The following is an 11,878-nucleotide window of genomic DNA, read 5'->3' on the forward strand; positions in this document are numbered from 1 at the left end:
AATCCTCGCAAACTACGCGGTGAATAATCGGCCCTTGCCTTAGTTCTACCGCGATTGCTCCAGCTTCCCAGACAAGTACAGGATCTCTTTACCTTAATTAGGGTTGGGATTGGCCAAGGGTCATTGCTCAGGGCACACCCCTACTCAGGGAAGTACAACGTGAACAAGAAAGTCATTATCCCATCCTGCGTTGAGTTATTTTGCTGTCTTCGCTCCCTTAGAAGCGTCTTGGGCGAGCAAGTTCAGGAGTCTGCGTTTGCCCTAGGGCGATCGCCGGATTTGGTGACAGTTCCACAGCCCAAACCCCAACCAAAACAGGAGCAGCAGCGTCGTTAACAAGAGTACAGGCACCACGCCAACATTGCGAATTAAGATGGGAGCCGCAGCGGTAAACAACCCTCCCCCCACAATGGGTTCAAAAAGAATTTGCTTGTAGGCAAAGCTTTCTAAGGCTCCTGATTGATTATGGGGATCCACCATGCGAATTAGCAGCAGCCCTGTTGAGGTCACCCCCATTGACTGCCCCATATCACCAATGCCGCGCTCAAACCAGAAGACGGGTAAAATACGTGGCCCCAAGTAGAGCATCACAAACAGGTTCCAGAAGATACCGCCAAAACTCAAGACTAGAAACGGTAATAGATTTTCGCCAATAGCGGCAAGGGAGAGCGTCGCCAAGGCCGTTATAATCGTGACATCTAAGGCCACCCCACCAATATGGTTGATGAGGGGGCGGCTAATGAGGTATTGCTTGCGTAATCGCACCAGCAGCACCTGCACAAGAATTCCACCAATCAAGGCAAGGGGAAAGAGTGGCACATAGGGCATTAAGGTCAGACCCGTTTGCCCCCAAGTCAATCTCTCTAGCCAGCGCAGGGTTTCTAGGATGAGCCAGCCCATAATAATCGCCAGCCCAACAAAGCAAAAGTTCAAGGACAGTGGATCAATGAGCAGATCCCGCCGAAGTTGTTGCCGCGCCACTCGGGTTTCGGGGGTATCGTGAGGGTGTGGATCCTCAAAATTATCGTCAATAGGGGCGATCGCCCCGGCCACCTGTAACCGATTCGTCCGTCGTGCCCAGTTAATGAGTACCACCCCAGCGACGACCCCAGACAGCAGTCCCACAGTGGCCAACCCTAGTGCCATATCTGCCCCTGCGGGAAAATTGAGCGCTGTAAAAGTTTCTGCCATCCCCGCAGCAGTGCCGTGTCCCCCCTCAAAGGCAACTTCAATGAGTGCCCCCGCAATCGGATCGACCTGAAACAGGGGAACAAGGATCACCAGCGTCAAGCCCAACCCCACCACGTACTGCCCCCAGGCCAAAATCTGGCCAAAGGCCACTTGGGGCGAGGCTTTTTGCCAAATCTCGCGGGGACTGGGGATGACCTCCCCAAGGAATAAGCAGGCAAAGACAATATTAATGAAAATACTGGGGGACTGCCGCCACACCTCTCGGATATCCTCGGCAAACATGCCATTCACCCATGCTGAATCGGGACTGATCCGCCCAGCGATCGCCCCCAGCACCGCAGGGCCAAGCAGTAACCCAATCACCCCAGCAATCACGGAACTAGGCATATAGAGCGCCTGCATCAACGGCCAGCGTTGGCGCACTATTCGCCCCAGCAGCAACAATACACCGAGAAAAATAAATGCCCAAAAAACCGTAATTAACCTAAACATCGTGTCAAGCTAAGAAATTGTCGCCATAATAGAATGCTGAGCACTGCTAATCAACAACTTAGACCTAGGGAGGGGGGATGGACTGTATTCCCGTGATCCTATCGGGGGGATCGGGCAGTCGCCTGTGGCCGCTGTCTCGCCAGACTCACCCCAAGCAGTTTATAACCTTAACCAGCAATGGCAGCAGCCTCCTCCAGCAAACATGGCAGCGGTTGCAAGGGTTAGCCACTGTCCAGCCTCCCCTGATTATTGCCAATGAAAACCATCGCTTTTTGGTGGCGGAGCAGTTCCAGCAATTAGGAGTCACGCCAACCCAAATTGTGCTGGAACCGGTGGGACGCAATACGGCACCGGCCATTGCGATCGCCGCCCTTTACATCACAGATATTTTAGAAACCGATGCCCTACTGTTGGTGCTGCCAGCGGATCACTTGGTCCAAGATGTTGCAGCATTCCAACAAAGCCTTGAGTGGGCAATGGCACCCGCCCTAGCAGACTGGTTAGTCACCTTTGGCATTACCCCTACCCGTCCCCACACCGGCTATGGCTACATTTGCTGTGGTGAGCCGCTACCGGAACCCCACGCCCACCGCGTCACCAAGTTTGTCGAAAAGCCCGATGGAGCCACTGCCGAGGCGTACGTGCAGGCCGGAAATTACCTGTGGAATAGCGGTATATTCCTCTTCCGTGCCCAAACGTTTTTAGAGGAGCTAGGGCAACAACAACCACAGATTTTGCAGCAGTGTCGCCTTGCCCTCCAGCACGGACGGCAGGATTTAGACTTTACCCGTCTTGCCCAAGAGCCGTTTAGCCAATGTCCCAGTATTTCTGTGGACTATGCGGTTATGGAGCGGACAACCAAAGCGGCGACTGTTCCCCTTGAATGCGGCTGGAGTGATGTCGGGTCGTGGTCGAGCCTCTGGGAGGTAACCCCCAAAGATGAATTGGGTAACAGTTGTCGGGGAGATGTTCTCACCTACGGCAGCAAAAACTGTTTTGTGCACAGTCAGCATCGCCTTGTCACCCTCCTTGGGGTAGAGAACTTGATTGTTGTGGAAACCACCGATGCAGTTCTTATTGCGCAGCAGGAGGCATCTCAGGACGTTAAGCACTTAGTTGAGGAATTACAGCGCCTTGAGCGCCCTGAAGTTCACTCCCACCGGCTGGTATATCGTCCATGGGGTGCCTACGATTCTATTGATCATGGTCATCGCTTTCAGGTGAAGCGGATTACCGTCAAACCCGGTGCCAGCCTATCCCTACAGCAGCACCACCACCGCGCCGAGCACTGGATTGTGGTCAGTGGCACAGCGGAAGTAACCTGTGACGGCAAAACCTTTTTGCTGACTGAAAATGAGTCCACCTATATTCCTATTGGTGCCATTCACCGTTTGGCGAATCCTGGCAAGATTCCCCTTGAAATGATCGAAGTGCAATCCGGAGCCTACCTTGGCGAAGATGATATTGTCCGCTTTGAGGATCAGTACGGTCGCCTACCATAGCGCTAGAAGTAACTGTTGGCAACGGAGAGAGAGGGATTCGAACCCTCGGATAGGAGTTACCTGCCTATCAACAGATTAGCAATCTGCCGCTTTCGACCACTCAGCCATCTCTCCCTTAAGGAGCGTTCTTTATTGTAGATCAAAAATCTACCGTTCAGCATAGGTCGCAGGAGTCTGTGCTGCTAAAGACTTAGGGCTACACGATACGGTGATTCCCCCCACAGGGGTGGGAACAGTGCTCTAAGCCCCTCCTCCAATTTGTTTTAAGGGATTATGAGGCGTTCATAATGGTGGGGCGATCGCCACCGCAACAGGTTCGTCATGGGTTGCTGGAGCAATTCTGAAGGCAGGCCAAGGGCATGGCGGGGCTGAACGGTTGCTAACCGCAGGGCACTTTCAAACCCACACACGCCCCAGTCCACCAAGCGTCCTACCATGGCCAGCAGGGGAACGGTGGTGCCGCACAGCGTCCCATCTTCAAGGCGAGCCGTACCCTCTTTAACCTGAATCTGGCGGTTATCCCACGGATAAACCCCATCCCCCAGCCCTAGGGGCGCAAGGGCATCACTCACCAGAAACAGGCGATCGCCCGCGCACTCATAGAGCACCTTTAGCATTAAGGGGTGCACATGAATGCCATCGGCAATCACACCACACCACACACGTGGATTGACAAGTGCTGCCGCCAATAGCCCCGGCTCCCGGTGATGCAATAGCGGCATGGCATTAAAGGCATGGGTCACCATGGTGGCTCCTGTGGCAAAGGCTGCCTCTGCTTCCGCCGCAGTGGCCAGGGAGTGTCCTACACTGACAGTGATGCCTAGGGAGTGCAAATAGGAGAGCACGCTACCGCTGGCATCTAGTTCCGGGGCAAGGGTCACGATGGCAACAGCACTGCTGAAGGAACCAAGCACCTGCTGAAGCGCTTCAAGGGTGAGGGGCTGTAAATGGGCTGGCGGATGGGCACCGCACTTCGCCGGATTAAGAAATGGCCCTTCTAAATGCACCCCCAGAATATGGGCGCTCGGCTGGTTTGTAGGGGGTTGAAACTGGCTAATCGCTGCCAAGGCACGATGAATATCTGTTAAGGGAGCCGTGACAATAGTGGGTGCGTAGGCATCAATCCCTTGCTGCCAGAGATAGGCACTAATTTTTTCGAGGGGTTCAGGGGTTGTCAGCCACGGAAACGGGTAGCCCAACGCCCCATTAATTTGCAGATCAACGCCTCCCAAGGACAGGTAATCGCCCTGAAAGTCAATCACCTCCGGTGTGCCCGGCGGAATTAAATCGATGCCGATATCTGTAATGCGACCTGCAGATAATTTAACTTGCTGTAGGCGATCGCACCCAAGAATACGCACGCGATCCAGCCATTGTGAAAAGGCATTCATCATGGGGTGGCTTGCAGATCGGGGCGTTCTTCCGGCACAATTGCTCCGGCCACCGGACAAACTTGCAGACAAATGCCACAGTCGATACAGGTTGCAAAATCAATCCAGAACCAATTGGTTCCCTTGGCATTCTTACCCGGCCCTTCGTGAATACAGGCAACTGGGCAGGCTTCAACGCAATCGGCAATCCCTTCGCAGGTGTTGGTAACAATCGTATGCGCCACAGTGTGCTCCTCAGTGAGAGAGTTGGCAGGTCTCTTTAGGACTTGTAACATATTTGCTGCCCCCCTGAAATTGGGATATGCCCCCATCCCTTAGCTGAGCCGCTGCATAGGCCGGTTAGGACAGTCCAGCAATGGTCTCTGTGGGGATGAAGGGCTAAGCGGCAGCAAAGCTGAACGCACGAACAAGGATTACTTTCTGCAGCTGATTACCCCTAACAATAAGAGCCGATAATCATTGCTATGAGACGATCAGCGGAGAGGGAACTGGCAGGTCAGAGAATAAGCATTCAACGCGATGCACCTTGAACAGTGGCCTCCCCCTCGGTAGCGTCTAAGGTGATGTAGCGGATGCTGTGCTGAACATGGGGCGTTGTAGCAATAGGGTATGATTGTAAGATTGACGGTCTGCTACCCCTGCCTAGGAGTACGCTTAGAAACTCCAGAGATGAGGGGGCAAGTGCCTAAAATGCCAACCCTTGAAACTGTAATTTAGCATGACTACCCCTTTACTCCTACGTGCTGCCCGCGGTGAACGTGTTGAGCGTCCACCTATTTGGTTGATGCGCCAAGCAGGACGCTACATGAAGGTCTATCGTGACTTGCGCGATCGCCACCCCTCCTTTCGCGAGCGATCCGAAATTCCTGAACTTGCTATCGAAATTTCCCTTCAGCCCTTCCGTGCCTTTGCACCGGATGGGGTCATCCTGTTTTCCGATATTTTGACACCGCTGCCGGGTATTGGCATTCCCTTTGATATTATCGAGAGTAAAGGCCCAATTATTGATCCGCCAATTCGCACCCTTGAGCAGGTGCAGCACTTGCATCCCCTTGAACCCGAAGCTGCCTGCCCCTTCATTCGCCCAATTCTATCCACCTTGCGCCAAGAGGTCGGCGATCGCGCCACGGTATTAGGCTTTGCGGGCGCACCTTGGACCCTTGCAGCTTACGCCATTGAGGGCAAAAGCTCCAAAGACTACATCGAAATTAAGACCATGGCATACCGGGAGCCAGACCTGCTGCACAAGTTCCTGAGCCATTTAGCCACTGCCATTGCCGACTATCTATGCTATCAAATCGATTGCGGTGCCCAAGTCGTTCAGCTCTTTGATTCGTGGGCGGGGCAACTGAGTCGCCAAGATTACGATACCTTTGCTCTACCGTACCAAAAACAGGTCGTACAGCAGGTGAAAGCAGTCTATCCTGACGTGCCAATGATTCTTTATATCAATGGCAGCGCCGCAGTCGTGGATCGGATGGCAGCGACAGGGGTAGATATTGTCAGCCTTGACTGGACAGTAGATATTGGTACCATTCGCCAGCAGTTTCCCGCCAGTGTGGGGCTTCAGGGGAATCTGGATCCGGTTTTGCTCTTTGCCCCCCAAGCGGTGCTGAAGGAGCGTGCCCTAGCGATTATTGAGGCTGGCCGCAGGGGGTCGTATATCTTTAACCTTGGGCATGGCGTGCTACAAGGAACACCGGAAGAAAATGTAGCCTATCTGTTTGATCTCGTTAAGTCCCTCGGCTAATGCGCATTCTGATTACTGGGGCAAGTGGCTGTATTGGCCAGTACATTACTGAGGCACTGATCACCCAGACAAATCACGACCTGTTTCTGTTTGTGCGGACTCCTAGCAAGCTGACCGTTGATCCTCAGCAGCGCCAAGGGGTACACCTTGTGCAAGGGGATCTCCGAGATTTATCCCCCCTGCAGGATCTGTTGCCAACCCTTGATGTGGTGATTCTCACCGCTGCGGCTTGGGGAGGCAAGAATGCCATGGCCATTAATTTTGAGCAAACCTGCGCACTCCTGCAACAATTAGACCCCCAGCGCTGCCAGCGGGTCTTTTACTTCTCCACGGCCAGTATCCTGACTCGGCAGATGACCCCGCTACCGGAAGCGGCTACCCTAGGAACTGCTTACATTCGCTCGAAGTACCAGTGCTTGCAGGCGATAGAAAAGCTGCCCGTGGGCGATCGCGTTGTGGAGTTATTTCCAACAATGGTCTTTGGCGGCGGCATAGATGGTAAACGCCCCTCCTTTATTACTAAAGGCATGCAGCAGGTATTAAAGTGGCTATGGCTTGCGCGCTTTTTTCGGGTTGAGGCCAGTTTTCACTTTGTCCATGCCCGGGATATTGGCCAAGTTGTGCTTTACCTCATCGAGCATCCTGAGTATCCCGTGCCTCGCCGTGTTGCACTGGGCAACCCCGAAATTACCGTGAACGACCTATTGACTCAGCTTTGCCAAGGGCGTAACTTGCGTTGGTATGGCCTGATTCCCCTTACCCCTGCCCTTGTTAATATGTTTATTAAGCTGTTCCGGATTCAAATGTCACCGTGGGATTACTTTTGCCTGAACTACCGTAACTTTACCTACGATACTATTCTGAACCCTCAGCAACTGGGTCTGACTCCCTACTGTGGGACGGTGGCGGATTTGCTGCGGTGTCATCGCTAGCAATGGCTGGTATTTGGCTACTGAAATCGGAACCAACGGTTTTTTCGTGGGATGACCTGAAAGCAGCTCCGAACCAAACCACCTGCTGGGAAGGGGTACGGAACTACCAAGCGCGTAACTTTCTGCGGGATCAAATGGCGGTGGGCGATCGCGTGCTGTTTTATCACAGTAATGCCAATCCTCCGGCCATTATGGGGATTGCCGCCGTTGTCAAGGCCGCCTACCCTGACCATTTTGCTTGGGATCCCCAAAGTAAGTATTTTGACCCCAAAAGTACCCCTGATATGCCGCGGTGGTTCATGGTAGATATTCAATACCGCCGTGATCTTGATCCTCCCGTTACCTTGCCAGAACTCCGGCGCACTAAGGGCTTAGAAACGATGCTCCTCCTACAAAAAGGGTGTCGCCTTTCGGTGCAACCGGTCACCGAGGCGCAATGGCAACTTATCCTAGACTTGAGATCCTGAGGGAGGCCAACATAACAAAGGTTGTGGCTCCAGTATCGGTTACCCGCCCTCCCCCTCCTCCATGCGTGAAGGGTACACTGAGGAAAACACTACTATTGGCTGATTGTCTTCTGGTACATATAACCATGAAAAAGCGTTGGCGCATTTTAAACTCTTTCTTGGCAACTGTGTTAATCGTGGTGCTGGTGGCGCACCTTGTTCTTGACAGTGGCGCAGCGTGGGCAGCGCGCAGTGGCGGTCGCATTGGCGGTGGCTCGTTTAGCCGTCCGGCACCCACCCGTTCCTATCGCAGTGCCCCCCGCAGTGACTATCGTTATTCCCAGCCGGTCTATGGCGGTGGGTTTGGCTTTCCGTTTTTAATTCCCTTCTTTGGCTTTGGTGGTGGCTTTGGCGGCCTATTCACTATTATTTTGCTTGGTGTCGTTGCCAATTTCTTGGTTTCAGCATTTCGACAGTTTCGGGCAGCGGGGGAAGACGAGCAGATCGATAATCCTGTGGTGTCGGTACATACGCTTCATGTTGGCTTGCTTGCTCAAGCCCGGGAACTGCAAAACGACTTAAACAAGCTTGCCTTAAGCGCTGACACCCAAACGCCAGCGGGGTTAGCAAACGTTCTGCAGGAGGCAACCCTTGCGCTCCTCCGCCATCCTGAGTATTGGGTCTATGCCGATGCCAGTTGCCAAGATACACGCTTGCTACAGGCGGAAACGATCTTTAACCAACGGGCGCTGAGCGAACGCAGCAAGCTCACGGCAGAAACCCTCTCGAACTATCGCCAAACGATTCAACAGCGAGACATTGCCCCTACCACCACCCAAGAGGTTGGCGACTATATTGTGGTCACCCTCATTGTTGCGGCTACGGGCAAGCTAGCGCTACCCACGATCAACAACGATTTGGATTTGCGCCACGTGCTGCAAGGGCTAGGGGGAATTGGAAGCGATCGCCTACTGGCGGTCGAGATCCYGTGGCAACCCCAAGCGATTGGCGATACCCTCACCGCTGATGAACTGCTACTGGCCTATCCGACCTTGAAGCATCTCTAGCACATACCCTCGCGAGTAACACTCCCTTACAATCAATACCCCCACCTAGTTTTCAGGGACAGCCTCACTGGGAACAGGCTCTGGCGGTACGGTGGGCGGGGTCGCGCTGGCCTCTGGGCTAGGGCTGGGAGGAGGCGGCTCAGTGGCTGTTGGGGTTGGCGAGGGTAATTCTGGCTCAGGTGCCGTATCTGGAGAGGCTGTTGGTTCAGGGCTTGAGACGGCGGTCTCAGGGACAGTTGGCGGGGGAGCCTCCCACCATGACTCGGCAGGGGTCTGCTGTTCCTGCCGTCGCGATCGCACGGCAAGTTCGTACTCCCACTGCCAAATTTTGTTCTGCGCCTCGCGGTAAAGATAACGATCCCACTTGATTTGGGCGGCGGTTGTAATAGCGTCCTCTAATTTCCCTTCGCGGGCAAGGGTAATAGCGCGATCTAGTATTGGCCGATCCACTAACTCTTCGAGTTTGATTTGCCAATCCTGACGATGCTGCTGCGCGATCGCCAACAGGGCAGCATTCGCGGGCAAGCGCTCAACAATTTGAATAGCAGCGGCATACTCTTTTTGTTCGGCAAGGGCGATCGCCGCGTTGAGGATGGGTTGCTCGTCAATGGTACGCAAGTCCCGCCGCCATTGGGCAATTAAGCCTTGGGCTTGGGGTCGTTTAGGCTGGCCAAGGGGAATCTGCTGAGCCTGTTGAATAGCGAGTTCATAGCCCCAGCGCCAGTGACTGCTAGCGAACCATGTGGACAGTTGTAATTGACTAGCACTCTGAAGCTGCTGCTGCCATTGTGCTAGGTACTCCCGCGCTACCCCATAAAAGGGATCATTGGCAGGAATTTGCTGCACCCGGGCGATCGCCTCCCAGTAGCCTAGAACGGTGTCTTGTGCTGCGAGTGCCTTGGCCTGACCAAGAATGACAATGGGGCGATCGTGATAGGACACATCAAGGGCTGGGGCAATTTTTTCAATGAGGGCAAGAGCACCGACCGTATCCCCATTGTTCAACCGCTCCTGCGCATACTCAAACACTTCAGGAATCCAGCGGCGAATGTCTGCCTGTGCCTCCCCATAGACAACGGCATTCCGGGGAATACTCAGGGCGAGCATCACTGCTTCTGCCAACTCGTTTGCCGTTAGCCACCCTGCCAGATCCCTAGCCTGCACTAGGGTTCCCCATGCATCCTGCTCTTGGGAAATGCGGGTTGAGAGTTTTTGTGCCTGCTCCTGCCAATAATCGGTACCAAGCTGATTCATTAACTTCACTTGTAGCAGTGCCAACCCCCAATCTTGCTGCCGGATAGCCGCTTCCGCCGCACTCAAGAGGTTGCCCCCCTCACCTATATTTGTTGCCGTCAGTAGCTCTTGGGCTTGGTCGTAAGCAATCGCTGTCTTAGGAATTTTTTGTAAGAGCATGGTGGCCAACTCAATATTGCCTTGGCTGAGTTGCTGCCGCGCAATGACCAACAGTGCCAACGACCACTCATCCACCCGCCGCTTCGCTTGGGGAAACAGGGGATGATCCGTCGGCCACTGACTCACGGTTTCAATGGCTTGAGCCAAGGAAGGCAAGTTGCCGTTACGGGCTGCTTGATCAGCACAGTAAAGGCGATCGCCATCACTCGTCAGCAGCGACAGATGACGACAATCCGGCAGTGGTGGTAACAGCAGAATCCACGAACTTGCGGTGATCACTGTTGCACCAGCCATCAAAAAGGGAATGAGCCATGGCCACCCCTCATACTGTAAAAGGTGCTGTTGCAGGTGTTGCCAGCGCAAGAGTAGGGAACCCGGTGCGGCGATCGCCAAGTCCGAAGTTCTAGGAGCACGCCGGAACCACTTTTGCCAAAACTGCGTTGCTTTCATTGGATTCCGAGGCTCCTCATCACCGTGAATAACCCTGTCCGCGACCTAAAAATTTTGCCTACCATTGTAGGGGAATTGCCACCCCGAATCAGTGACGTATTGGGCAAGAGCCACAAACGCATTTTGCACCACGAATTCTTTTGCCCTTTTGCCGACATCTAGTGCTATACTAGTAAAGATTAACGGGGCGTAGCGCAGCTTGGTAGCGCACCACTTTGGGGTAGTGGGGGTCGTGGGTTCAAATCCCGCCGCTCCGATCAGGGTTTCAAGGCTATAACCCAGTGAACTACCGCTATTGAACCAAGAATTACAATAGCGGCTTCCTACCCAACAGATTGCCCAATCGTGAATTTCTTGCGGCCTCTATGACGCGGCCTCTATGACTAGGTCTTACATCTGGGCGATAGGCGTTGCCCCGCGTCCCGCAGGTCAAAAGCCGTAGTCCCTCCTCTCTGAGGTTGATAGCTGCATTGGTGTTGCTGAATGTGGCTATGAATTGCCCTCATCCCCAACCCTTCTTCCTAAGGAGAAGCGATTATCTTAAAAGTCAAGCAAATGATGATGCTGGAACAGCCGATGGACTCCCATCTGAGTTGGACGGCTGCCAGTCCGTACCATGTTTGAGCATGGCATTGAGAATTGTTAATAGCTTATGCATACAAGCCACTAACGCTACTTTGGTAGCCTTGCCCTTCGCTAATAAGCGGTGATAGAAGACGCGAATCACTGGATTATGGCGCACCGCCACCAAAGCTGCCATGTACAACAGTTGACGCACAGCAGCACGACCGCCAAAGATAGCGCGTTTGCCTTGCTTCTGCCCACTATCTCGGTTGAATGGGGTAACGCCCACCAGCGCACTGATTTTTCGAGTGGACAACTGTCCCAGGTCTGGCAACAGGGCTAACAAGGTCGCGGCGACGACCTTGCCCACCCCTGGAACCGTCATCAGCCGCGTCTGTTTTGCCTGCCAGGGCTGACATGGATGGATTTGGGTGGCGATCTGCTCGTCTAGTTGCTGAATGCGGTCTTTGCGCCATGCAATGTGAGCTGCTATATCTGCTTGGGCTGTTCCGCGTAAGCCTGACAAGCGGTTTTGTTCAGCAGTCAGGATGTCTACCAGTTGCCGCCTGCGGGTGACCAAGTCCTGAAGTTCTGCGTCCGCTTCGCTGGCCAATGAGCGAATCGGTGGTTTCATCGCTTCGCCAAACCAGGCTAAAATCGCGGCATCGACCGGAGATCGG

Annotated in this window: 10 protein-coding genes and 2 tRNA genes; 6 read left to right on the forward strand and 6 right to left on the reverse strand. The window is 53.9% G+C overall.

Translation table 11 applies throughout. The annotated features are described in order from the left end of the window. Positions 1-261 precede the first annotated feature (261 nt). A complete protein-coding gene (locus tag L5220_RS07690; RefSeq protein ID WP_499572750.1) occupies positions 262-1,683 on the reverse strand; it encodes a sodium/glutamate symporter in 1,422 nt (473 codons plus the stop codon). Between the two features lie 77 nt (positions 1,684-1,760). Between L5220_RS07690 and L5220_RS07695 the strand changes: the two genes are divergently transcribed. Beyond that, the gene (locus L5220_RS07695) at positions 1,761-3,185 is read left to right on the forward strand and encodes a mannose-1-phosphate guanylyltransferase/mannose-6-phosphate isomerase (protein ID WP_499572752.1); all 1,425 of its coding nucleotides are present in this window, start codon (positions 1,761-1,763) and stop codon (positions 3,183-3,185) included. Positions 3,186-3,207: 22 nt separating this feature from the next. On the opposite strand, the gene L5220_RS07700 is transcribed toward L5220_RS07695, so the two are convergent. The 3 genes from L5220_RS07700 to L5220_RS07710 all read right to left on the reverse strand — a co-directional run bounded on the left by L5220_RS07700 (position 3,208) and on the right by L5220_RS07710 (position 4,800). Next, a tRNA-Ser gene (locus tag L5220_RS07700) sits at positions 3,208-3,299 on the reverse strand. A gap of 149 nt (positions 3,300-3,448) precedes the next feature. Beyond that, complete coding sequence (nagA, locus tag L5220_RS07705) at positions 3,449-4,579, reverse strand: N-acetylglucosamine-6-phosphate deacetylase (RefSeq protein WP_499572754.1); 1,131 nt, start codon at positions 4,577-4,579, stop codon at positions 3,449-3,451. Next, the gene (locus L5220_RS07710; protein WP_099799934.1) at positions 4,576-4,800 is read right to left on the reverse strand and encodes a ferredoxin family protein; all 225 of its coding nucleotides are present in this window, start codon (positions 4,798-4,800) and stop codon (positions 4,576-4,578) included. Before L5220_RS07710 ends, nagA begins: the two co-directional genes overlap by 4 nt. Positions 4,801-5,294: 494 nt before the next feature. Between L5220_RS07710 and hemE the strand changes: the two genes are divergently transcribed. From hemE to L5220_RS07730, 4 genes are all read left to right on the forward strand, one after another. After that, the gene (gene hemE / locus L5220_RS07715) at positions 5,295-6,326 is read left to right on the forward strand and encodes a uroporphyrinogen decarboxylase (RefSeq protein WP_448515420.1); all 1,032 of its coding nucleotides are present in this window, start codon (positions 5,295-5,297) and stop codon (positions 6,324-6,326) included. After that, complete coding sequence (locus tag L5220_RS07720) at positions 6,326-7,258, forward strand: NAD-dependent epimerase/dehydratase family protein (RefSeq protein ID WP_499572756.1); 933 nt, start codon at positions 6,326-6,328, stop codon at positions 7,256-7,258. Before hemE ends, L5220_RS07720 begins: the two co-directional genes overlap by 1 nt. A gap of 2 nt (positions 7,259-7,260) precedes the next feature. After that, positions 7,261-7,725 carry an EVE domain-containing protein gene (locus L5220_RS07725; protein WP_099799439.1) on the forward strand — a complete coding sequence of 155 codons (465 nt, stop codon included), beginning with the start codon at positions 7,261-7,263 and terminating at the stop codon, positions 7,723-7,725. A 125-nt stretch (positions 7,726-7,850) separates the two neighbouring features. Then, entirely contained in the window at positions 7,851-8,771 is a 921-nt protein-coding gene (locus L5220_RS07730) for a DUF1517 domain-containing protein (RefSeq protein WP_499572758.1), read from the forward strand. A 45-nt stretch (positions 8,772-8,816) separates the two neighbouring features. Here L5220_RS07730 and L5220_RS07735 read toward each other — a convergent pair whose 3' ends face one another. Then, complete coding sequence (locus L5220_RS07735; RefSeq protein WP_499572760.1) at positions 8,817-10,634, reverse strand: hypothetical protein; 1,818 nt, start codon at positions 10,632-10,634, stop codon at positions 8,817-8,819. Between the two features lie 183 nt (positions 10,635-10,817). On the opposite strand from L5220_RS07735, the gene L5220_RS07740 reads away from it, so the two are divergent. Then, positions 10,818-10,891, forward strand: a tRNA-Pro gene (locus L5220_RS07740). A 290-nt stretch (positions 10,892-11,181) separates the two neighbouring features. On the opposite strand, the gene L5220_RS07745 is transcribed toward L5220_RS07740, so the two are convergent. Then, the coding region (locus L5220_RS07745) for an IS110 family RNA-guided transposase (protein ID WP_499572762.1) at positions 11,182-11,878 on the reverse strand (697 nt) is incomplete at its 5' end.

Source organism: Synechococcus sp. PCC 6716, from assembly GCF_022570815.1.
Lineage (GTDB): Bacteria > Cyanobacteriota > Cyanobacteriia > Thermosynechococcales > Thermosynechococcaceae > Thermosynechococcus > Thermosynechococcus lividus.

What these genes read in the sequence shown, in the direction of transcription:
- L5220_RS07695 (WP_499572752.1), top strand. Translation starts at nt 1,761, where the DNA reads ATGGACTGTATTCCCGTGATCCTATCGGGGGGATCGGGCAGTCGCCTG.
- L5220_RS07725 (WP_099799439.1), top strand. Translation starts at nt 7,261, where the DNA reads ATGGCTGGTATTTGGCTACTGAAATCGGAACCAACGGTTTTTTCGTGG.
- nagA (WP_499572754.1), bottom strand. Translation starts at nt 4,579, where the DNA reads ATGATGAATGCCTTTTCACAATGGCTGGATCGCGTGCGTATTCTTGGG.
- L5220_RS07720 (WP_499572756.1), top strand. Translation starts at nt 6,326, where the DNA reads ATGCGCATTCTGATTACTGGGGCAAGTGGCTGTATTGGCCAGTACATT.
- L5220_RS07690 (WP_499572750.1), bottom strand. Translation starts at nt 1,683, where the DNA reads ATGTTTAGGTTAATTACGGTTTTTTGGGCATTTATTTTTCTCGGTGTA.
- hemE (WP_448515420.1), top strand. Translation starts at nt 5,295, where the DNA reads ATGACTACCCCTTTACTCCTACGTGCTGCCCGCGGTGAACGTGTTGAG.
- L5220_RS07735 (WP_499572760.1), bottom strand. Translation starts at nt 10,634, where the DNA reads ATGAAAGCAACGCAGTTTTGGCAAAAGTGGTTCCGGCGTGCTCCTAGA.